We start from the raw sequence: 21,067 nt of genomic DNA, 5'->3' as shown, positions 1-21,067 counted from the left end.
ACCGCTGCCCCCTGCGCGGAAACACGGCCCGCCGCCGGGAAAGCATGCGCATTGACAGGGTTGGACTCCTCGTCCTTCAAGGGCATATTTCCGGAATGAACACGAGAGCCCGGCCCGGGCATACATCAAAACCCGAGATTATCGCTCATCGTGGCGCATCCCGGGATGCGCCGGAAAACACGGTTGCCGCGATCAAGCTCGGCTGGGAGCAGCAGGCGGACGGTGCGGAATGCGATGTGCATGTGACCGCTGATGATGAAGTGGTGCTGTTGCACGACCCGTCGCTTCGCCGCACCGGGGGCATGGACGTGAATGTCGCCGAAGTCGATCTGGCCACGATCCGGAAGGTGGATGCGGGCGCATTCAAGGGTGAGCAGTGGAAGGGGGAAAAGGTGCCGGTCATCTCCGAAGTGCTGAAAGTGCTCCCCGCCGGCAAAAAACTGGTCGTGGAAATCAAGGGCGGCCCGGGAGTCGTCCCCGCCCTGAAGCGTGAAATCGACAAAGCCGTGAAGGCCGGAGTCGTGAAACGCGAACAGGTGGAATTCATCTGCTTCGACGAAACCGTGCTTCGCCAGGCAAAGACGATCATGCCGGAGTGCAAGGCGCTGTACCTTGCCGGAGATTACAGGGAGCGTTCGCCGGAGGCTCTGGCCACACTGATCGGACTTTGCCGGGAGGCCGGTTTCGATGGTCTGGATCTGGACAGGGGATGGCCGATCGGGCCGGCATTCGTGCAACGCGTTCACGACGCCGGCCTGCGGCTTTATGTCTGGACGGTCAACGACCCCGCCAAGGCCCGCGATCTGGCGGCGGCCGGTGTCGATGCGATCACGACAGACCGGCCCGGCCTGATTCGCGAAGCCCTCGAAAGGAAGGTGTCATCCACACGGATTCGGAATCCGGCCTGAAGGCCGGGGTGCAGACGACAATTACTCACCATGAACAGGACAATGGATCGTAACGAACACCTGAACCGCCTGCGGGCAGGAGAGATTTTTGATGTGATCGTCATCGGCGGCGGCGCCACCGGGCTGGGAGCGGCCGTCGATGCGGCGGCGCGCGGACATCGCGTGGCGCTGATCGAGCAGGACGACTTCGCCAAGGGCACGTCGAGCCGCTCGACCAAGCTCGTCCACGGCGGCGTGCGTTATCTGAAACAGGGCAACGTCAAACTCGTTCGCGAGGCGCTGCACGAGCGCGGACGCCTGGCGAAAAATGCGCCGCATCTGGTGCACAATATGGAATTCGTAATCCCCAACTACTCGCGCTTCGACCAGGTATTTTATGGGGTGGGCATGAAGGTTTATGACCGGCTGGCGGGGCGGCTCGGCCTCGGGCATTCGCTGGTCCTGAGCCGCGACGAGGCGATACGCCGGCTGCCGACCGTGGAAACACACGGGCTCAAGGGCGGCGTGCTGTATCACGACGGGCAATTCGACGACTCCCGCCTGGCGATCAACCTCGCGCGGACAGCGGCCGGGCTCGGCGCGGTGGTGGTCAATTACTGCAAGTGCACCGGTTTCGTAAAAGGCGGGGGCGGCCGGATCGAGGGCGTGCGCGTGCGCGATGAGGAGGCAGAGGCCGCCGGGGGCGGCGCGGAATTCGAAGTCCACGCCAAAGCCGTCATCAACGCCACCGGAGTATTTGTTGACGGACTACGCAAGCAGGCCGAACCGGCGGCGACCGATCTGGTGACGGTGAGCCAGGGCATCCACCTTGTCCTCCCCAAAAAATTCCTGCCCGGCAACTCGGCCTTGATGGTGCCGAAGACGGCGGACGGACGCGTGCTGTTCGCCGTGCCGTGGCATGATTGCGTGGTCGTCGGCACGACGGATACACCGCGCCCCGCCGCAAGCCTGGAGCCCCGGGCGCTGGACGAGGAGTACGAGTTTGTGATGACTCACGCCCAAAAGTACCTCGCTCTCGATCCGGCGGATTCGGATGTGCTGAGCGTGTTTGCCGGACTGCGCCCGTTGGTGAAGTCGGGCCATGGAGGAAGCACGGCGGCGTTGTCGCGCGATCATACCATCGTGATCGGAAAAACCGGCCTGGTCACCATCACCGGCGGCAAATGGACGACGTACCGGCGCATGGCCGAGGATGTGATCGATCATGTCGAAAAACTCGCCGGCCTCCCCGAACACGCATGCGCGACAAAAGAGCTGAAAATCCACGGCTGGCTGGAGGATGGCGGCGCCACCCTTCGCGAACGCAACCTGCGCGTTTACGGCGCCGACGCAGAAGGCGTGCGGGCATTGATCGCCCGACGTCCCGACCTGGCGGCTCCCCTCCATCCTGCCTTGCCGTACCAACAGGCGGAAGTCGTGTGGCACGCTCGCGAAGAGATGGCGCGCACGGTCGAGGACGTGCTGGCGCGACGCACCCGGGCGTTGTTGCTCGATGCCCGCGCGTCCATCGAGGCTGCCGGTCGCGTAGCCGGTTTGCTGGCCGGCGAACTGGGTCGCGACGAAGCCTGGCAGCGGAAGCAGTGCGAGACGTATGCAAGGCTGGCGGCGGGTTATACCAAGGCAGGCGTTTTACCGGGCGACGGCGTCCGGGTTGCCGCCTGATACGACGCGGGCGTTTTATTTCACGAGACCCGGAACGGCAGCGGGCTTGTCTCACCGGGATCCTTCGTCAGGTCGAAACTCAGCCAGGGCGAACCGTCGGCGTTGAAGATTTCCTTGCGCGCCGGTGAACGCCAGCCGCGCCACACGCGGTCGCATTGGTGGGACAGCGCCACCACGGAAGGCATGGAAATCTCCGCGCGGTCGCGCTCGCATCGCCAGGGTTTTACTGCCGATCCTGCCGATCCTGTCGATCCTTTCGCCAAAGCCAGCGTCATCGCCGGCAAGTCGAGCAGGGAAACCGGTTCGTCCGATGTCGCCGGGGGACGGCTGCCGGCGGAGCCGGACCCGGGCAGACGCACGAGCAGCGGCACACGCACGCTTTCCTCGTGCGGCCAGCCTTTGCGGAACAGGCCGTGCGCCCCGTGCATGTCGCCGTGCACCGAGGTGAACACGATGGCCGGCGCCGCTCTCCCCTGCCCGGCCGCGGCGGCATCGACAGCAGCCACAAGCCGGCCGATGGCGCGATCCGTGGCGGCGATGTGCGCGTAGTAACCGGCGAGTTCGCGGCGGGCCTGCGTTTCCGTGTCGCCGCCGCGCGGGACATTGGGCGGGAGGACGAGGTCGGCGGGAGCCGGAGAGGATGGGAGGTCCGCCGGCACCGGCGCGGCGTAGGGAGGATGCGGGGGCTCCAGGCTGACGACGCAGAACGTGGGGCGGGCGTCCCGCGCACCGGTTGCGGATACAGGCGGGATGCCCATGTCCGGGAGAACATTGGCGGCGCGGAGCGCCGTCCACGGGCGATTGGCGGAAAAAGCCCGTGCCACGTTTTTCCTGTCAATCCACCATGCGGCGGCGCGCTCGCACACGACGTCGCTCTGGTAACCGCGCATGCGCACCGGCTCCGGCAGGCGCGTGCCGTGCAGCCAGGGATCGTTGAGCAGGAAACCGCCCTCGAAGCCCTCCCAAAAGGCGAAACCTCCGCGGCGCTCCGGCGGCACGGGCTGGCGCGCGTGCGCCTCGCCGACCAGCGCGGCGTGCGGATCGCGCGGGGCAAGGTGCCACTTGCCGAACCAGGCCGTCCCGTAACCGAGCTCCGCCATCCGGTGTGCGAGGGTGCGGGCGTCGGCCGGCAACGGATCGAAGTAGTCTCGCACGCCGTTGGCCGGCGACGCCACCCCGGTCAGCAAGGCTGCGCGCGCAAACGGGCCGAAGGGATGCGGCGTCACCGCCTGCGTGTAGTTGATCGACGATGACGCCAGCGCGTCGAGGCTGGGCGTGCGGGCGTTCGGGTCTCCCGCATAACCGCAGGCCTGCGCCCGCCATTGCGTGGTCACGATCCAGAGGATGTCAGGGGCCGCGCTCATGTCATGCAGCGGAGCGGCGGCATTCCTGCCGCTGCTGCCAGGAACGCCGCAAGGTCACTTCGGGCCTCGCGATGTTCCCGTGTTTCGAAGACGCTCTCCGGCGAGGCAGCGGCAGGAATGCCGCCGCTCCGTTTTTACCCTGCGTCCCGTTACCCATATGAGCCTCCCTTCCTCATGCCATCCGGCCGATCCGGCAAAAAAGCCAGACGCCCACCGCGCCGAAAGCCAGCGGGGGCAGCCACACGAGAATATCCGGGCGCAGCGCGGGATAATTTTCCAGCCAGCCGGCGAAACCCGCGAGGAAGTAGTAGGCGAGAATCAGGAGCATCGCCACCATGAGGTTGGCCGACGTCTCGCGGCGCGACACCTTGATGCCGAGCGGCACACCGATCAGCGCGAAGGCCAGCACGGCCAGCGAACTCGCCGCCTTTTCGTTGAACGCCATTTCCAGCCGCATGCGCTGTTTTTTCCCCGCCGGCGTCTCCGCGTTTTCCGCCGCCGCCAGTTCCTGCCGCTTCGCCAGCAACTGGCCAAACGTCATCCATGAAAGTTTCTCCTTCCCTCCCGATTTCGAAAACAGGTGGTCGAGCGAAAACTCGAATTCCGCGCTGCCGAACGAGCCCACTTTTACGGCCTTGCTGAAATCCTCGGGATTGTCGTCGTCACGGATTTCCGTCGTGCCGTTCTGCACGGAGAGCACCAGCTTGTTGTCGGCTTCGTTGTAGCTCACCTCGCCGGAGAGCGCGTGGTGGGCGCGGACCACGCGGTTTTGTTTGTCGAGCTCCCAGACCCACAGGTCCCGGAGGCGGTCGCCGTCCTTTTCGTCCACGTAAATCACCGCGCCGGTAAAATCGCGGATGAACGTGCGCGGCGTGATGACCTTGAGCGGGTCCTGGCGCACCGCCTCGTTGCGGGTCGCAACGTAGATCGTCCGCGCGACAGGCATGTAATAATAATTGATGCCGAGTTCGATCACGACGCCGGCCACCGCCAGCAGGAGGATCGGACGGGCCACAAAACCGAGACCGAGGCCAGCGGCGCGCATCGCGGTGATCTCGCTGTTGCCCGACATCCGCCCGAGCACGAGGAGCACGCCGGTGAGGATGCCGAGCGGCAGGGCGTAGGCGGCCACGTAGGGCACGAGCAGGGCGGAGAGCTTCAGCAGCACCGGGATCGTGATCTGGCCCGCCAGCGCGTAGCCGAGCAGATCCTTGAGCATGTTGCCCACCAGCAGGATGAACGCAAAAAGGAACACCGCCATGCTGCAGGTAAACAGGACGCTGAAAAAGATGTGTCGTTGGAGAATTTTCACACGCTTGCGGTTTTCGGGATGTTCGGCGTGCTGTTGTGTGCGCACCCGACTTGTTCGCCAACCATGAAGTTTACACCAGCCAGACCGTTTTTGACCGGCGAGACGCTCGACTCGCTCACCGCCCGCCTGCGCGAGCGGGGAGAGCCCTGCTTCCGCGCGCGCCAGATTCTCGACTGGGTGTACAAAAAACGCGCCCGTTCCTGGGACGAGATGACCAATCTCCCCAAGCCGCTGCGCGCGTGGCTGGCCGGGACGTTCGAGCTGATGCCGGCCTCGCTCGTCTTCGGCAAACAGTCGCACGATGTGACCGACAAGCTGCTGCTCGAACTCGGTGACCGCTCGCTGATCGAGACGGTCATCATCCGCGCCCCGCAGGAAGGCGTCGGGCTGGACCACTCGCGCAAGACGATCTGCATCTCGACCCAGGTGGGCTGCGCGATGGCCTGCGCGTTTTGCGCCTCCGGCCTCGCCGGACTCAAGCGCGATCTGCACGCGGGCGAGATCGTGGCGCAACTCCTGCACGTGTGTTACCGCGAGGATGCGCTGACGCCGCGCGCGCGGTCGGAGCTGGCGTCGTTTGACAACATCGTGGTCATGGGCATGGGCGAGCCGCTCGCCAACTACGATGCGATCATCCGCGCGCTCACCATCGTCAACGCCGACTGGGGGCTCGGTTTCGGCGCGCGCCGCATCACGCTTTCAACGAGCGGACTCGTCCCGAAAATCTACAAACTCGCCGAGGAGCCCCTCGGCATCCGGCTGGCCATCTCGCTACACGGGGCGACGGACGAGGTCCGCGAGAAAATCATGCCGGTCAACAAGGCCTTCCCCCTCGCGAAACTGATTCCGGCGATCCAAGCGTTTTCCGAAAAGCACGGGCGGATGATCACGCTGGAGTTCATCCTGATCGAGGAGGTCAACGACAGCCTCGACCAGGCCGAAAAACTGCGCGACATCGCGCGCGACCTGCACGCGCACGTGAACCTGATTCCCTACAACACGGTGGAAGGTCTTCCCTGGAAGCGCCCGAGCGTCACCCGCCAGGAACGTTTCGCCAACATCCTCCGCGCCGCCCGCATATCGGTGACGCTGCGCCGCGAAAAAGGCCACGACATCGACGCCGCCTGCGGGCAGCTCCGGCTGAAGACGGAAAAGGAGCGCGAACTGGCGACGGCCTGAGATTTTCGATTCTCGATTGACCAAGCCACTGCCCCTGCCTCTCCGGCCGGAAAACGGCGCGGGAAGCCCGATCGAAAATCGGGAATCGAAAATTCCGCCCCTCGTCAGTGCCCGTGTGTGCGCTCCACGATCACGACGAGCACGCCGAGGATCATGAACAGCCCGGCGAGCAGGCCGGCCTCCATCCGCTCGAACCGGCGCAGGTTGACCCGCTCCAGCCCGACCATCGTCAGCCAGGTGAAGAGCAACATCCCGCCCAGCGCTCCGGCGGCCAGGATGATGCTCAGCACGACAAAGCCCCGGATGCCGAACTGCGCCCCCGTCATGTAGACCGGCAAAAACGTCTCGCACGGCGACAGCGTGAGCATGACGAACAGCCCGCACGCCGCCGCCCGGTCCGACGTTTTCTCCGGCTCGGCCAGCGGGCTCTCCTCCAGTTCGTGTTCCCAGTGACTCTCGTTTTCCTCGTGCCCGCACGCCTTGTCCGGCTTGTGATGCCCGCCCGGCGGATGGTGATGGCAAATCCCCCGGCCGCATGCCTGCCGCCAGGCATAATAGAGCCCCACGGCGAACAGAAACCCGCCCACCAGCCAGGGAAACAGCAGCCCGACCTGGCGGTTGAGCTGGTAACCGAACCACGAAATCGCCACGCCAATCAGCGTGGTCAGCAACACGTGCCCCGTCCCCGCAAACACGACCACCCCGAGCGTCCGCGCCATCGACCAGCTCCGCGCCCGCGACACCAGCACGAAGGGCAGCCAGTGCGTCGGGATCACCGCGTGAAAAAACGCCACGGTAAACCCGGTGATGGCGATGGTGGCGAGAGCAGTGTCGTTCATGCGTGGTGGCGAAGCGGAACCGACCTGCATCCTGCAAGCGGCCCGCGCTGTCGAGTGCCAATCATGACAAACCCGTCAAGTCCCTCCTCTCCCGGGCTTGCCGTCGCGCCCGGATCCCTTTTCCTCAGCCCCTGTCTATGTCCGAACCCACATCCAACGAGCCGCGCCTTCTCACCCCGGGCCAGCGGCGCATGGTCGGCTTCTCGCTCGGGCTCCTCGCCCTCATCGTTTCCATCGTGTTGCTCGGCGGGGTCTTCATTGCCCTGTCGTTTCTCGTCGGGCATTTTTCGTCGGTCCTCTGGCCGCTGGCCGTCGCCGGCATTCTCGCCCTGATCCTGCGGCCGGTCGTGGAGCTGCTCGAAGCCAGGCTGAAATTCCGCCGCACCCTCGCCGTCATCACCCTTTACGCCGTTTTTGTCCTTCTCGTGGCGGCATGCCTGCTCGTCATCATCCCGCCGGTGATCAAACAGCTCATCGAATTTCTCTCCGCCCTGCCCGCCCTGTGGGACAAGGCGGTCGAGTACATCCAGACGCACTCCCCGCAATGGCTGGGCGCGATGCAGGACAAGGTCGCCAACCCGAAATTCCAGGAGATCATCGACAACCTCGTGAAGCACGTGAAAACCGTGACGGCCGACGCGGTGCCTTCCGTCGATTCCATCGTCCCTTCGCTCAAGTCCGCCGGCGTGGGGGTCGTCGGTTTTTTCGGTTTCATCACCCACCTCGCCATCGTCCCGATCTACCTTTTCTTTTTCCTCCTCTCGCGCCGCGAGCCCACCCGCGGCCTCGATGCGCAGCTCCCCTTTCTCAAGCCCGGCGTGCGTGCCGACGTGGTGTTTCTCGTCGAGGAATTCATCGCCATTGTCATCTCGTTCTTCCGCGGCCAGCTTGTCATCGGGCTGATCATGGGGGCGCTGCTCGCGCTCGGGTTTTCGATCATCGGCCTCAAGTTCGGACTCTTCATCGGCCTGGCGCTCGGCATCCTCAACATCGTACCCTATCTCGGCACCATCCTCGGCCTGAGCGTCGCCCTTCCTCTCGCCCTGCTCCAGCCCGACGGCGGCGGCATGCAACTCGTGGTCTTTGTCCTCATCGTCTTCTGTATCGTGCAGATGATCGAGGGCTGGTTTCTCACGCCCAAGATCATGGGGGACCGCACCGGCCTGCACCCGGTGGTGATCATCGTGGCGATCTTTTTCTGGGGCACCGCGCTCGACGGCATTCTCGGCATGGTCCTCGCCATCCCGCTGACGGCGTTCTTCGTCACCGCCTGGCGCCTCGTCAAACGCAAGTACCTGCAACCCGCCGCCGACTGACGTGACTCTCTGAAAAAGCTGAAAACTGAAAAGCTGAAAGCTGAAATTCCAAACCACCCAGCCCGCAACGCAGCCGAAGTCCGGTTTCAGCTTTTCAGATTTCAGCCTTTCAGCTTTTTCCCGATGTCTTCTCGCCGCCATTCCCGACCTCCGCCCGATGAATGCGCCCAGTGCGGCGCGACGATCCCGCGCAACGCCCTCGCCTGCCCCGAGTGCGGAGCCGACGAACGCACCGGCTGGCGGGAAAGCTCGCTTTACGACGGCCTCGACCTGCCCGATGCCGCCTGGGAGGAAAACGACGACGAGGCCGACGGCAGCGCCGCGAGCCGGAATCGCCCCGCCGTTTACCGCATCGGAGGCATCGCCTGGTACTGGATCGCCGTCGGCCTCGTCCTCGCCATCCTGATGATCCTCGGCGTGCTCGGCGGCTTGTAGACGACTCCCCCGGCTTCACCCGCTTCCGGCCGGATGGTGCGTCAGCTTATTGACCCGATTAAATCCCGTTCTTCCTTTGCAGCGGTAAAAATAATTATTTGTATCCTGGTAAACACACTGAATTGATCTTCTTTGCAGAAGGGCACCAGCTCCTGCGCCCAGCGCACGACCAGGCATCTGGAGGAACGCATGAAACTCATCTCCTCCAATGTACGACCAACTTTCCGAGCCCGGGCTGACCTTCCGGTTCAGTCATCCGATACCATCATCAGGACCGGCGGTTTTTCGTTCCCGTGATCGTCCGCCCGTTGTCCGCGTGTCGGCACGCCGTTTCGCGTTATGGGACCACATGACATAACCCGGATGCAACCGGCTTGTCCTGTCCACCACCAACCGGTGTACCCGTCGACCAGCCATGCCTGTTTCATGTCATTCCGTATAGACGACTGACGGAATATCATAGCCGCATGCTTCCGCATGCCTTTCTCCGGCACGTTATCACATGCCGGACAGTGTGTTGTTTTGTTTCATATATTTGCTCACGCCTACATGAACCGTTCCCTTGTATACAAAGCGGGCCTGCCCTTGGCGGGCATCCTCGCCGCAGTCTTCCTCTTCCGCGCATTTTCATCGGATACTGCGAAACCCGCCGGTACGCATCCCGCGGCCGCAGCAGACGCTGCCCCGGCCACCGCCGGCGCCATCACCAGATCCACCGCGCTTCCCCCGGCCATTCCCTCGAAAAAGCGTGTCGTCAAAATCGGCCTCAACAGCTGGGTCACCATCGCCAACGAAAAAGGCTGGCTTCGCGAGGCCTTCGACCCGCTCAACGTCGAGGTCGAAATCGTCGACCGCCGTGTGGCCGGCAGCGCCGAGGCCGCCCTCTTCCAGCGCGGCGACCTCCACATCGCCGAACGCATGGCCTATCCCTCCCTCCAGCACAAGGCCAACGGCTTTGACTTCGTTGTCGTCTGGGCGAGCGGCGACTGCCACCCGCGCCGCGCCACCACGATCGTCCGCAAGGATTCTCCCGTGCGCACGCTCGCCGACCTCAAGGGGAAAGTGCTCGGGGCGCACCGGCTCGGCTGCCCCTACTTCGCCACCTACGAGGCGCTCCTCGCCGAGGGCATCCAGCTCGACACCGAGCTGAAAAAGGGCGAGGTGCACTACGTCAACATCACGGGCAATCCCAGCATCCTCGCACTTCTCACCGGGGAAATCGAAGCCCTTTCCGTTCACGCCGCCACCCCCGAAATCGGCCGGCTCTACGAGGAGGGCCGCGTACGCGAAATCGCCACCGCCAGACCTGACGGCCAGTACGTCACCGGCGGCGGCCGCGCCCTCATCATCACCCTGCGCCGCTTCGCCAACCGGAATCCCGACGTCGTCCAAGCCTACCTGCGCCTCTACGACCGCACGCGCCGCTGGATTGTCGATGGCAACCATTACGAGGAAACCGCCGAGGCCGCGGCCAGGGTTTACCGCACGCCCAAATCCGTTTCGCTCTACATGATCAAGGACGAGTCCTCCCTCGTGCTCGACCCGGGGCGTCCCGATGCGCAGGAGACCATCGACGCGCTTTCGCGCTTCCTCAAATGGGCAATCGCCAACGGCGACGATTTCTACGGCGCCAAGCCTCTCACCGAAGCGCAGATCTCCGAGTTCGTCGACCGCCGGTTCTTCAAAGGCGGTGAGTATTTTGTGGATACCAGCGGAAAGCCGCGGCAGCCGCCGTCCGCGTCGGCGGTGGCAGGCACTGACGGCGTCACACCGTCGGCTCCGGCAGCGAGCGCCGTCGTCTCCACTTCCGGCAACACCCGATCCGCCCCTGCGCTATGAGCACCGCCACCGAAGCCACCGCACCCTCGTCTCCCGTGGCAGTTTCCCCCGCGTTGCCCACGGCATCCCGCGACAGGACCACCACCTTTCCCGTACCCGACACCGTCTCGGCAGCCACCAGCCGCACGCCGTTCGTCGAACGTTTTCGCCGGAATCTTCCCCGCATCCGTCGCCTCGCCATCCAGAGCCTTTTGCCTCTCGCGCTCCTGATCGTCTGGGATCTCCTCACGCGATTCGGCCTTGTCGAGCGCATCTTCCTGCCCACGCCCGCCAGCGTCGGCGAAGCCTTCCTCAAGCTCCTGCTGAAGGACAATCTCCTCGGAGATTTCCGGATCAGCGCCATCACTGTCCTCAAGGGGTTTTCCGTCGGCGCCATTATCGGCCTCGCGACCGGCATGGCCACGGGACTCTCGCGCACCGTGGAAGACCTCCTCGGCCCGCTGCTCAACGGCATCCGCCAGGTGCCCACCCTTGCGTGGCTCCCGCTCATCATTCTGTGGATGGGCGCGGGTGACCTCGGGAAAAACGTCCTCATCGCCAAGGCCGTGTTTTTCCCCGTGTTCCTGAATACCCTGCAAGGCATCCGCGGCACCCCTCGCGAATACATCGAAGTCGGCCGCATCTTCGCTTACGGACGCCTGCGCCTCCTGCGCCGCATCGTGTTGCCGGCCGCCCTGCCGGCTATCTTTGTCGGACTGCGTTTCGGCGCGGGCATCTCGTGGGCCGTCCTCATCGTCGCCGAAATGCTCGGGGCGCGGCGCGGGCTGGGTTTCCTCATCATGCGCGCCCAGGAACTGCTGCACAGCGACCAGCTCTTCGTGCTGATCGTCCTTATCGGCGTCGTCGGTTTCACCATCGACGTCGTCCTGCGTCGCATCGAGGCCCGCCTCTTGCGCTGGAAACGCGGATTCGAGGGATAACTCCCCCCCCCGACGCGCCACACACACCCACCACTCTCTTCCCGACCATGAGCATCGAACAAAAACAGAACGTTCACGATTACATCGCCCTGACCCGCTGGGCCTTTCTCGCCATCGTGCGCGAGGACAACGCCCCGACGATCCGTCCGATCGGCAGCTTCGCGCCGGTCGCCCCCGGGCAGGTCGACGTCTATTTTTCCACGCCGCGCGATTCCGCCAAGGTCCGCAGCATCCGGAAAAACGCCCGCGTCAACTTTTACTTCCAGCATGAGGAACTGGACATCGCTTCCTACAAAGGCGTCTCCCTGATCGGCGACGCCGTCGAGGTCGTCCCGCAATCCCCCGAGTATCCGCAGGCCGTCACCGTCCTCTCCGCCCGCAGCCCGCACTTCAAGGCCCGCGCGGACAAGGGCGAGCTCGACGGCACCGCCCTCTTCCGCGTCCAGGCCGCCGAGGTCCGCTTTTCCGACTATTCGAGGGGACGCGGCCCGGCTGCCCTCCAGGAGATCGCGCTCTGAGCCCGACACGTATTCAAATGGTCATGACTGCAAACCGCACTGTCGACGTCGAGGCCCGCGACCTCACCAAGATCTTCGCCGCCCGCCACGGCACGGCGCGGGTCACGGCGCTCGACAACGTCAACCTCAGCATCCGGCCCGGGGAGTTCGTCTCCATCGTCGGCACCAGCGGCTGCGGCAAGACCACGTTCCTGCGCATCCTGGCCGGACTCGAGACCGAGTTCGGCGGGAATGTCACGCTCGACGGCCTGCGCATCGGCGGCCCCGGGCCGGACAAGGGCGTGGTCTTCCAGGACCACCGCCTGCTCCCCTGGCTTACGGTCGAGGAAAACATCGGCTTCGGCCTGCTAGACCTGCCGAAAGCCGAGCAACAGGAGCGTATCCGGAAATACCTGCGCCTCGTCGGCCTGCACGGTTTCGAGCGCGCCTGGCCGGCGCAGCTTTCCGGCGGCATGGCGCAGCGCGCCGCCATCGCGCGCGCCCTTGTCAACAAGCCCCGCATTCTCCTCCTCGACGAACCGCTCGGCGCGCTCGACGCCCTCACCCGCATCTACATGCAGCGTGAACTGGAGAAAATCTGGATCGAGGAAAAAATCACCATGGTCATGGTCACGCACGACGTGGAGGAGGCCCTGTACCTGAGCGACACCGTGGTGCTCATGTCGGCCCGGCCCGGTCGCATCAAGAAAATCGTCCCCGTCCATCTCGCGCGCCCGCGCGACCGGGAAAACCCGGTCTTCCAGAACCTCAAGAAAGAACTCCTCGCCGAGTTCGAGCTGCAGACGAAAACCCAGTTCAGCTACGAAATCTGACGCGCCGTTTGAATCCAAAAAACGACTACTCAGTCTATCCATTTCCTAATTTTTAATTCTTGATTCTTGATTAAAATCGCATGCTCCGCCTGATCCTCCACAGCATCCTCCGCCGCCGCTGGCAATCGCTCGCCGCCGTTCTGGGCGTGGCCCTGGGCGTTGCGCTGCTGCTCGGAGTGTTCCTGCTCTATCGTGGACTCGAACAAGGCATCGAACGCGGCCGCCGCCAGCTCGGGGCCGATCTGCTCATCGTGCCCGCCAACGCCACCGTCGATCCCGACAAGGCGCTCTTCGCCGGCTCGCCTCTCAACGTCTACATGGACCGCGCCCTCGTCGCCGACGTCCGCCGCGTGCCCGGGGTCGGACGCGTGGAGTCGCAGTTTTTCACGCAAACGCTCCGGCTCGAATGCTGCTCGGGTGTAAACGAAATACGTCTCGTCGGCGTCGAGGACGGCACCCTCCGCCGTCTCGCCCGGCTCTCCTCCGCCGGACGCTCCACGCTCGAAGCCGACGAAGTTGTCATTGGTTCCCAACTGCTCGCCGGTGTCGGCCGTCCCGGTTCGCTCATCGAGATTCTGGGGAAAATCTTCCGCATCGGCTGGCGGCTCGATTCCACCGGGGCCAGCCTCGACCACTCCATTCTCATGCCCATCGACGCGGCCCGCGCCCTCGCCACGCAGTCCGAGGCGCTCCGTCCCGTCTGGCTCGAAGCCGGTCCGCCCGCCCGGCTCGTCTCCGCGCTGCTCGTCGAGGTCGCCGACCCCGCCGCCGTGGAAACCGTCGCCCGCGCCATCGAGGACATCGGCCCGTTCAACGTCATCCGCGCCGGAGAAACCTTTCTGCGCACCAAGCGCCTGATGGATGCATTCGTTCTCGTGCTGGCCGGCGCCGGCGGCCTCACCGCGCTCGGCGGCATCGCGTATCTGTTTGGTCACTTCGCCGCCGCCGCCTGGGATCGCAAGGGCGAATGGGCGCTCTACCGCGCTCTCGGCGCCGCCCGCGCACGCATCGTGCAACTCGTCGTCGGCGAGGCCATGCTCCTCGCCGTGGCCGGCGTCCTGCCCGGCATCCCCGCCGGCCTCTGGCTGTACCGCTTCGCCTTCAGCCGTCTCACCGCCGACAACGTGTTCCCCTTCGTGCCCGTGGAGACGCCGCTGTTCGTCTTCGGCGCGCTCGGCGCCCTCCTGCTCTATGCCCTCGTCGGCGCGGCCGCCGCCATCGCGCCCGCGCTCCGCGTGGCCCAACTCGAACCCGCGCACGCCATGGCGCAAGGAGACATCGACTGACACCATGAGCACCCGCGTCAATCAGTCGCCCCCCGTCCTCCTCGAGGCCCGGCACATCTCCCGCTCCTGGGGCGCCGATACGATTCTCGAAGACGTGTCGCTCCAGGTGCGGGCTGGCGAATCCACCGCCATCGTCGGCCCCTCCGGCAGCGGAAAGACGACCCTGCTCGGCATCCTTGCGCTGCTCCTGCAACCGCTTTCCGGCCACGTCCTCGTCGGCGGACACGAGGCCACCACGCTCTCCGACGCCGAGCGCGCCTTCCTCCGCAACACCTTTTTCGGATTCGTCTTCCAGACCGCGCAACTGGTCGGCTCGCTGTCCGTGCTCGACAACGTGCTGATCCCGGCCCTCCTTGCCGGCCGCGCCGCCCGCGATTGCGGACGCGTGCGCGAGTTGCGCGAGTCCCGGGACCACGCCCGCGCCCTGCTCGCCCGCCTCGGGCTTGCCAGCCGCGCCGCGCACCTGCCCCACATGCTCAGCCATGGCCAGCGGCGCCGCGTCGCCATCGCCCGCGCCCTGCTGCTCCGCCCCGCCGTCGTCCTGGCCGACGAACCCACCAACGACCTCGACCCGCGCCGCGCGGAAGAGGTCGCCGATTTTCTCCTCGGGCTGCCCGCCGAGGGCCATGCGCTCGTGCTGGTCACGCATGACCCGGAGCTGGCCGCGCGCGCCGACAACCGCTGGCGCCTCGAGGCGGGCCAATTGCGGCCCGCCTCGTCCGTGGAGGCGACTTTTCCCAACCGTCCGGCGCAGCCGGAAACCATATCAGCATACACACTACAGAAATCATGAAACACAAAGCGAAGGATATCATCGCTTCCGGCGACTGGACCTACGGCCCCGAGTGGCCGGTCATCGGGCTCGACATCGGCTCGCGCGGCTCCAAGGGCGTCCTCCTCGTCGAGGACGAGGTTTACACCGCCCTCATCCCGACCGGCCTCTACATGCAGGAGACCGCCGACGACCTGCTCGGCCGCCTCCTCGCCGAATCCGGGCTGCAACGCTCCGACATCGCCTTCATCGTGGGCACCGGCTATGGGCGCATCTCGCTCAAGTATGACGACATCCCCTACAAGGTCGTCACCGAGATCAGTTGCCACGCCATGGGCGCGCACGCCGCGCTCCCGGAGACGCGCACCATCATCGACATCGGCGGTCAGGATTCCAAGGCCATCAAGATCGACCCCGCCACCGGCAAGGTCGTCGAGTTTGTCATGAACGACAAATGCGCCGCCGGCACCGGCCGTTTTCTGGAAAAGGCCGCCGCCCTGCTCGGCATCGAGCTCGATGAGCTTGGCCCCGTCGCCCTCGAGTCGAAGGACCCCGCGCCCGTCAGCAGCCAGTGCGTGGTCTTCGCCGAGTCCGAGATGATCTCGCTGCGCGCCCGCGGCGAGCGCAACAACGACCTCGAAGCCCGCGCCAACATCGCCGCCGGCGTGCACCTCTCCGCCGCCCGCCGCGTGCACAATCTGCTCGGCCGCGTCGGCATCGAACCCGGCCTCGCCTTCACCGGCGGCGTCTCCAACAACCCCGGCATGTGGCAGGTCCTGGAAACCCTGCTCAAGTCGAAGTTCCAGGTGCCGAAGCTCGACCTCATCTTTGCCGGCTCGCTGGGAGCTGCCGTCTATGCGGGCAAGCACGCGGCGGCCTCGCCGGAAGTCGCCGCCAAATACCAGGCTCGCCCCTTCGTGTGGTCGAAAGCCGACAGCCCCGCCGCCGTCAACGACGCCGTCGAAGTCGAATTCGACCGCAGCCTCGCCTGCTGAACACCAACCAGAACCTCCTTCACCATGAGCATCACATCCACCACCGGCCCCGCCACCGCTCCGCGCATCACCGACCCGGCACAATTCAGCGCCTTCGTCCAGACCGAGCAACAGTCCCTCATCGACGCCGTCGGCGTCAAAAAAGCCGGCTACCTGTGCAACTACACACCGCTCGAGTTGCTCAGCGCCGCCGGCGTCCGCCACGCCCGCCTCTTCAAGGGTGGCAATTCCGAACAGGCCGCCGCCGGCGAACTGTTCACGCAAAGCGTGTTTTGCGATTTCACCAAAAGCTGCATCGGCGGCTTCGAACAGGGCGACCCGTTCTACAAGGCGTTCGACAAGGTTTACAACTTCCACACCTGCGCCACCATGAAACGCGCGTCGGAAGTGATCGAGCTTTTCACACCCACGCGCCTGCTCAATCTCCCCAAACTGCGCAACTCCGAAGACTCGCGACGGTTCTTCCGTTCCGAGATCATCGAGTTTCGCGACGATCTTGCCGAGCTCACCGGCAAGCCGATCGCCGACGAGGACGTGCGCGCCGGGATTGTCGTTTACAACCAACTACGCCGGCTCCTGCGCAAGTTCTCCGAGCTGCGCAAACGCGCCAATCCCGCGCTCACCGGCCGCGCCTTTCTCGACATCGTGCGCGGCTACTACTACGTCGAGCCACGCAAGCTCCTCCCCGTTCTGGAGCAGCTCTACCGCTACTACGAGGCGCTCACCCCCGCCCAGCCGCCGTCCGGCCAGCGCCAGATCCGCCTCATGGTTGCGGGCAGCATCATGGCCGATGGCGACCGCCGCATCCTCGACATCGTGGAAAACGAGCTCGGCGCCCGCGTCGTCATCGAGGACCACTGCGCCGGCGCGCGGCCCTTCTACCACACCGTGCCCGAGACCGGCGACCCTTACCAGGCGCTCGCCGACGGTTACCTCGACCAGTCGCCCTGCGCCCGCCAGCGCCCGCTTTCCGACGCCATCGAGTTTTCCGCCAAACTTGCCCAGGAGTACAACGTGGACGGCGTCCTCTACGTCTTCCTCAAGTTCTGCGCCTGCTACGGCGTGAGCCAGAAGGACTTTATCGCCCGCTTCCATGAACTCGGCCTCCCCGTGCTCGCGCTCTCCAGCGATTATTCCGAAAGCGACCGCGGCCAGCTCCTCACCCGCATCGAAGCCTTCGTCGATGTCATCCGCGAAAAACAACTCACCACCGCCACCCATGAGCAAACCGTTGACGCTTGAACCCGGATCCGCCGGATATCCTGTCGCTGAATTCCCGCTACAATCCGCCGTTGATCCTGACGCCGCGCCCGCCGTCAAGCGCCACGGCAGCCGCGTGCAGCCGCACCTCGACGACATCAGCCTGGCGGATCACCGGTCGCAGGCCATCCGCGATCTCGACGAACTCACGAAGAAATGGAACCTCAAACACTTCGAGGAACTCGTGGACCAGGGTCGCCGCGCCGTCTGGGGCGGCGGTTCCTGGGATTCGCCGCTGCTCCGCGCGACCGACACCATTGGCGTGCCCTTCATGGAACTATGGCGGCACGACAGCAAACACGCCGAGCATGTCGCCGAAAATCATTTCCAGGTGCCCGCCGAATTCTGCTCCATGATCAAGGCGATGATCGGCCGTCTCCACCTCAAGAAATACGACAAGATCAGGCGCATCCTGTATTTCGGCTCCACCTGCGAACCGATCAACATGGTGCTCGAGCACAGCCGTCACGACGGCTACGAACTGCACTGCTACGAAGCCGCCACCGCCTTCAAGGTCGGCGAACGCCGCGAGGAGATGGTCAGGTTCTTCGTCAACGAACTGCGCAAAACCGCCGTCTGGCTCCAGGGCAAACCTGTGGACGAAGACCGTCTCGCCGGGGAGATCCGGCTCAAGAACCAGGTGCTCCGGAAGGTCAGACGGATCATGGACCTGCGCCTCAAGCGCCCCTACGACCTCGGCAGCATCCCCACGCTGCGGATCAACATGGGCGCGAACCACCTGTTCGGCAATCCGGTGAAATTCAACGAAATCCTCGACCGGCTCATCATCGAGCTGGAGGAGGCGGCGAAGACGCCCGAGACGCGCCCCTATCTGCCGCTCGTGCTCGCCGGCGGCGCGCCTGGCGGCGTGAGCTTTTTCGAACTGCTCGAAAAATCCAACGCCGTCATCGTCGGTCTCGTCATCCAGGGCACCTCGACCTACCGCGAGGACGTGCCGCCTCTGGAGTCGCTCGCGCATTACCTGTTCGACGCGCAACTGCGCGGCGAACTCGGCGAAGGCGCCGGCGCGTCGGCCACGCTGCGCCGCCGCCGGGTCGAGGAAATCGTCAAACACACCGGCGCGAGAGGCCTCATCTCCTCCGCCATCACCGCCTGCCCCTACGCCAGCGTGGTGCAGCAGCTCGAGCGGAATTATTTCCGCAAGCAGGGCTTCCCCATCGTCGGCCTCGAACACACCGTGCACACCGAACCCGCCACCGAGGAGCAGACGATGAAGGTGCGCGCCTTCCTCGAACAACTCGCCGAAGCCTGCTGAACAGGCTCCCGCAAGGGATCGGTCCGGGTCAGCCCGACCGGACCGATCCCCCTCCTCGATCACTCAACCATCCGACCGCCCGCCGACCATGAGCAACACCACCACGTTCGAAAGCCCCGACACCGCGTCCGTCCTCACCGGAAACCGCATCCGCGTGGACGCGCCCGACTACCTCCCCGGCACCGTCCGCCACGGCAGCCGCATCCAGCCCGGCCTCTACGATGCCAGGGCCAAGGATTCCAGCTCGCAGGCCGTCAAGGAGCTCGGCGTGCTTGCGAACACGTGGAGCCTCGAACACATCGAAACACTCGTCGACCAGGGCCGGCGCGCCGTCTGGGGCGGCATGTTCTGGGATTCGCCGCTCTTCCGCGCCACCGACACCATCGGCGTATCCATCATGGAACTATGGCGGCGCGACAGCAAACACGCCGAGCGGGTCGCCGAGAATCATTTCCAGATTCCCTCCGAGTTCTGTTCCATGATCAAGTCGATGGCCGGCCGCTGGCATCTCAGGAAAAACGACCGGATCCGGCGCATCCTTGCCTTCGGTTCCACCTGCGAGCCGGCCAGCATGGTCGAGGAGCACGCGCGCAGGGATGGCTATGAAATCCATACCGTGGAGGGGGCGACCGCTTTCAAGCTCGGGGAGCGCCGCGACGAACTCGTCAAATTTTTCGCCAACGAGCTCCGCAAGGCCACCGTCTGGCTCCAGGGCAAACCTGTGGATGAGGACCGTCTCGCCGAGGAAATCCGCCTCAAGAACGAAGCCATCAAAAAAGTGGCCCGCATCATGGACCTGCGCCTGAAGCGCCCTTTCGATATCGGCAGCCTGCCGATGATGTGGCTCATCATGGGGACGAGCAGCTACTTCGGGAACCGGGAAAAATTCAATGCCATCCTCGACCAGATCCTCCTCGATCTGGAGGAAGCGGCGAAGACGCCCGACACACGCCCCTGCCTGCCGCTCGTGCTCGCCGGCGGGCCTCCCGGCGGCCTGAGCTTTTTCGAGCTGCTCGAGAACGCCAACGCCGTCCTTGTCGGGCTGGTCATTCTCGGCACCTCGCTTTATCGCGAGGACGTGCCGCCACTCGAATCGCTCGCGCACTATCTGTTCGAGGCGCAGCTCCGCGGCGAACTCGGCGAGGCCACCGGCGCCTCTGCCCTGCTGCGCCGCCGCCGCATCGAGGAACTGATCGCGAAGACCGGCGCGAGGGGACTCATTTCCTCCGCCATCACCGCCTGCCCCTACGCCAGCCTGGTGCAGCAGCTCGAGCGCAATTATTTCCGCAAGCAGGGCTTCCCCATCGTCGGCCTCGAATGCACCGTCCACAACGAACCCGTCACCGAGGAGCAGACAATGAAAATCAAGGCCTTCCTCGAACAGCTCTCCGAATCGTTCTGAATAGATCGGAATGATTCTATCATTGCATATATATGCAATCAACCAACACGAAACATATAATAAGCATAAACTAAAAACATGAATACAATAATAATATCATCGAAAGGACTTGCATCAGTTGCATGCTATGACCCCTATTTCAAACGGGCATCCGAAACGATTATTCGTTCTCTTGCCGACGGCAAGCCAGTAATGATCCGATTACACAGCGCTGCGGCTTATCCATCATCAGATGAAGTGATGCGGAAAAATGATCTAGAAGGACAGGCCGTTCTGATAGTCGGTTATGATAACAAAACTAAAATGTTTGCATTACAAGATCCATGGAGGCGTGAATGGGGTGGAAACAGATCAGGAATCTGGTGGATAAAAGCTAGTCAACTTCTTATTGAAATAGTTGATTGCACTCTTGACTTTCTGATCATACCAAGTGCCTTGCATATCACAAGCAAACTACAGAAAACCTTTGATCAAAAGGTTTCCATAAATGTTCGAGTCGGATTTTACAAGCCCGATGGCATCGTGATGGATCAAGACAATCAAGTCATAACGTCAATTACAGCAAAGATTGAGGGAAACAATAAGTTCTCAATTCGCGGAAACAATGTGATCTCCGTGGAAGGCGAATGGCATGTCGGGCAGACGGCAAACATTGAGTTTCCTATTTCCAAATGGGACCATTCTCTCTCAGAGATAGAAGTTTCCCTTGAGGCGATTATAGGAAGCAAAAGACCATATGCTTTTGAAGATAAAAACACACTTAGGGTACGTTGCCCCTTAATAATTGATTTGCAACAAAAGAGGGAAATTACTATCTACAATGAGAACTATTCGGAGGCTACATAACACCAGTTTCGTCGATCATCTACAATGTGCCGATTTTAAGATCGGCACAGAAAAAAGACCGAATCTCAAGTGGTTGGTTCGTTTGGATGGACTCGTTAGAGTTCCTATATTCGACCCAAGTGATTC

19 protein-coding genes are annotated in these 21,067 nt (G+C 63.8%); 15 read left to right on the top strand and 4 right to left on the bottom strand.

Annotation, left to right across the window (positions count from 1 at the left end; translation table 11 throughout):
- Positions 1–44: 44 nt before the first annotated feature.
- Together OPIT5_21380 and OPIT5_21375 are read left to right on the top strand one after the other, a co-directional pair.
- Positions 45–908 carry a glycerophosphoryl diester phosphodiesterase gene (locus OPIT5_21380; protein AHF92423.1) on the top strand — a complete coding sequence of 288 codons (864 nt, stop codon included), beginning with the start codon at positions 45–47 and terminating at the stop codon, positions 906–908.
- 42 nt (positions 909–950) lie between these two features.
- Positions 951–2,570, top strand: a complete 1,620-nt coding sequence (locus OPIT5_21375; GenBank protein ID AHF92422.1) for an FAD-dependent oxidoreductase — start codon at positions 951–953, stop codon at positions 2,568–2,570.
- Between the two features lie 20 nt (positions 2,571–2,590).
- On the opposite strand, the gene OPIT5_21370 is transcribed toward OPIT5_21375, so the two are convergent.
- Together OPIT5_21370 and OPIT5_21365 are read right to left on the bottom strand one after the other, a co-directional pair.
- Positions 2,591–3,934 carry a sulfatase gene (locus OPIT5_21370; GenBank protein ID AHF92421.1) on the bottom strand — a complete coding sequence of 448 codons (1,344 nt, stop codon included), beginning with the start codon at positions 3,932–3,934 and terminating at the stop codon, positions 2,591–2,593.
- A gap of 172 nt (positions 3,935–4,106) precedes the next feature.
- Positions 4,107–5,246, bottom strand: a complete 1,140-nt coding sequence (locus OPIT5_21365; protein ID AHF92420.1) for a permease — start codon at positions 5,244–5,246, stop codon at positions 4,107–4,109.
- A gap of 63 nt (positions 5,247–5,309) precedes the next feature.
- Here OPIT5_21365 and OPIT5_21360 point away from each other — a divergent pair, with 63 nt between their 5' ends.
- Positions 5,310–6,425, top strand: a complete 1,116-nt coding sequence (locus tag OPIT5_21360) for a 50S rRNA methyltransferase (GenBank protein AHF92419.1) — start codon at positions 5,310–5,312, stop codon at positions 6,423–6,425.
- A 104-nt stretch (positions 6,426–6,529) separates the two neighbouring features.
- Here the strand turns inward: OPIT5_21360 and OPIT5_21355 are convergent, their stop codons facing one another.
- Positions 6,530–7,264, bottom strand: coding sequence for a hypothetical protein (locus tag OPIT5_21355; GenBank protein ID AHF92418.1), 735 nt, complete (start codon positions 7,262–7,264; stop codon positions 6,530–6,532).
- Between the two features lie 137 nt (positions 7,265–7,401).
- Here OPIT5_21355 and OPIT5_21350 point away from each other — a divergent pair, with 137 nt between their 5' ends.
- From OPIT5_21350 to OPIT5_21295, 12 genes are all read left to right on the top strand, one after another.
- Positions 7,402–8,580, top strand: coding sequence for a hypothetical protein (locus OPIT5_21350; GenBank protein ID AHF92417.1), 1,179 nt, complete (start codon positions 7,402–7,404; stop codon positions 8,578–8,580).
- A gap of 123 nt (positions 8,581–8,703) precedes the next feature.
- Positions 8,704–9,015, top strand: a complete 312-nt coding sequence (locus tag OPIT5_21345) for a hypothetical protein (GenBank protein ID AHF92416.1) — start codon at positions 8,704–8,706, stop codon at positions 9,013–9,015.
- 549 nt (positions 9,016–9,564) lie between these two features.
- Positions 9,565–10,854, top strand: coding sequence for a nitrate ABC transporter substrate-binding protein (locus OPIT5_21340; protein ID AHF92415.1), 1,290 nt, complete (start codon positions 9,565–9,567; stop codon positions 10,852–10,854).
- Positions 10,851–11,774 carry an ABC transporter permease gene (locus tag OPIT5_21335; GenBank protein ID AHF92414.1) on the top strand — a complete coding sequence of 308 codons (924 nt, stop codon included), beginning with the start codon at positions 10,851–10,853 and terminating at the stop codon, positions 11,772–11,774. Before OPIT5_21340 ends, OPIT5_21335 begins: the two co-directional genes overlap by 4 nt.
- A gap of 47 nt (positions 11,775–11,821) precedes the next feature.
- Complete coding sequence (locus tag OPIT5_21330; protein ID AHF92413.1) at positions 11,822–12,292, top strand: pyridoxamine 5'-phosphate oxidase; 471 nt, start codon at positions 11,822–11,824, stop codon at positions 12,290–12,292.
- 23 nt (positions 12,293–12,315) lie between these two features.
- Positions 12,316–13,104: a sulfonate ABC transporter ATP-binding protein gene (locus OPIT5_21325; protein ID AHF92412.1), complete on the top strand. Its 789-nt coding sequence runs from the start codon at positions 12,316–12,318 to the stop codon at positions 13,102–13,104.
- 80 nt (positions 13,105–13,184) lie between these two features.
- Positions 13,185–14,390 carry a hypothetical protein gene (locus OPIT5_21320; protein AHF92411.1) on the top strand — a complete coding sequence of 402 codons (1,206 nt, stop codon included), beginning with the start codon at positions 13,185–13,187 and terminating at the stop codon, positions 14,388–14,390.
- Between the two features lie 4 nt (positions 14,391–14,394).
- Positions 14,395–15,183: a peptide ABC transporter ATPase gene (locus OPIT5_21315; protein ID AHF92410.1), complete on the top strand. Its 789-nt coding sequence runs from the start codon at positions 14,395–14,397 to the stop codon at positions 15,181–15,183.
- Positions 15,180–16,157 carry a CoA activase gene (locus OPIT5_21310; GenBank protein ID AHF92409.1) on the top strand — a complete coding sequence of 326 codons (978 nt, stop codon included), beginning with the start codon at positions 15,180–15,182 and terminating at the stop codon, positions 16,155–16,157. Before OPIT5_21315 ends, OPIT5_21310 begins: the two co-directional genes overlap by 4 nt.
- Before the next feature lie 24 nt (positions 16,158–16,181).
- Positions 16,182–17,399: a 2-hydroxyglutaryl-CoA dehydratase gene (locus OPIT5_21305; protein AHF92408.1), complete on the top strand. Its 1,218-nt coding sequence runs from the start codon at positions 16,182–16,184 to the stop codon at positions 17,397–17,399.
- Complete coding sequence (locus tag OPIT5_21300; GenBank protein ID AHF92407.1) at positions 17,377–18,693, top strand: 2-hydroxyglutaryl-CoA dehydratase; 1,317 nt, start codon at positions 17,377–17,379, stop codon at positions 18,691–18,693. The genes OPIT5_21305 and OPIT5_21300 overlap by 23 nt, the downstream gene beginning before the upstream one ends.
- An 88-nt stretch (positions 18,694–18,781) precedes the next feature.
- Positions 18,782–20,095 carry a 2-hydroxyglutaryl-CoA dehydratase gene (locus OPIT5_21295; protein ID AHF92406.1) on the top strand — a complete coding sequence of 438 codons (1,314 nt, stop codon included), beginning with the start codon at positions 18,782–18,784 and terminating at the stop codon, positions 20,093–20,095.
- 453 nt (positions 20,096–20,548) lie between these two features.
- On the opposite strand, the gene OPIT5_21290 is transcribed toward OPIT5_21295, so the two are convergent.
- Positions 20,549–20,638, bottom strand: a complete 90-nt coding sequence (locus OPIT5_21290) for a hypothetical protein (protein AHF94580.1) — start codon at positions 20,636–20,638, stop codon at positions 20,549–20,551.
- Between the last annotated feature and the right edge of the window lie 429 nt (positions 20,639–21,067).

The sequence above is a fragment of the Opitutaceae bacterium TAV5 genome, assembly GCA_000242935.3.
Taxonomy (GTDB): domain Bacteria; phylum Verrucomicrobiota; class Verrucomicrobiia; order Opitutales; family Opitutaceae; genus Geminisphaera.
The sequence above is the reverse complement of the archived record's forward strand: the minus strand, read 5'-3'. Positions and strand labels throughout refer to the sequence as shown.

Excerpts from the sequence above, each read along its gene's own strand:
- OPIT5_21380 (AHF92423.1), top strand. The coding sequence starts at position 45 with ATGCGCATTGACAGGGTTGGACTCCTCGTCCTTCAAGGGCATATTTCC.
- OPIT5_21325 (AHF92412.1), top strand. The coding sequence starts at position 12,316 with ATGACTGCAAACCGCACTGTCGACGTCGAGGCCCGCGACCTCACCAAG.
- OPIT5_21335 (AHF92414.1), top strand. The coding sequence starts at position 10,851 with ATGAGCACCGCCACCGAAGCCACCGCACCCTCGTCTCCCGTGGCAGTT.
- OPIT5_21330 (AHF92413.1), top strand. The coding sequence starts at position 11,822 with ATGAGCATCGAACAAAAACAGAACGTTCACGATTACATCGCCCTGACC.
- OPIT5_21295 (AHF92406.1), top strand. The coding sequence starts at position 18,782 with ATGAGCAACACCACCACGTTCGAAAGCCCCGACACCGCGTCCGTCCTC.
- OPIT5_21355 (AHF92418.1), bottom strand. The coding sequence starts at position 7,264 with ATGAACGACACTGCTCTCGCCACCATCGCCATCACCGGGTTTACCGTG.
- OPIT5_21300 (AHF92407.1), top strand. The coding sequence starts at position 17,377 with ATGAGCAAACCGTTGACGCTTGAACCCGGATCCGCCGGATATCCTGTC.
- OPIT5_21350 (AHF92417.1), top strand. The coding sequence starts at position 7,402 with ATGTCCGAACCCACATCCAACGAGCCGCGCCTTCTCACCCCGGGCCAG.
- OPIT5_21315 (AHF92410.1), top strand. The coding sequence starts at position 14,395 with ATGAGCACCCGCGTCAATCAGTCGCCCCCCGTCCTCCTCGAGGCCCGG.
- OPIT5_21310 (AHF92409.1), top strand. The coding sequence starts at position 15,180 with ATGAAACACAAAGCGAAGGATATCATCGCTTCCGGCGACTGGACCTAC.
- OPIT5_21345 (AHF92416.1), top strand. The coding sequence starts at position 8,704 with ATGTCTTCTCGCCGCCATTCCCGACCTCCGCCCGATGAATGCGCCCAG.
- OPIT5_21320 (AHF92411.1), top strand. The coding sequence starts at position 13,185 with ATGCTCCGCCTGATCCTCCACAGCATCCTCCGCCGCCGCTGGCAATCG.
- OPIT5_21370 (AHF92421.1), bottom strand. The coding sequence starts at position 3,934 with ATGAGCGCGGCCCCTGACATCCTCTGGATCGTGACCACGCAATGGCGG.
- OPIT5_21360 (AHF92419.1), top strand. The coding sequence starts at position 5,310 with ATGAAGTTTACACCAGCCAGACCGTTTTTGACCGGCGAGACGCTCGAC.
- OPIT5_21305 (AHF92408.1), top strand. The coding sequence starts at position 16,182 with ATGAGCATCACATCCACCACCGGCCCCGCCACCGCTCCGCGCATCACC.
- OPIT5_21375 (AHF92422.1), top strand. The coding sequence starts at position 951 with ATGGATCGTAACGAACACCTGAACCGCCTGCGGGCAGGAGAGATTTTT.
- OPIT5_21340 (AHF92415.1), top strand. The coding sequence starts at position 9,565 with ATGAACCGTTCCCTTGTATACAAAGCGGGCCTGCCCTTGGCGGGCATC.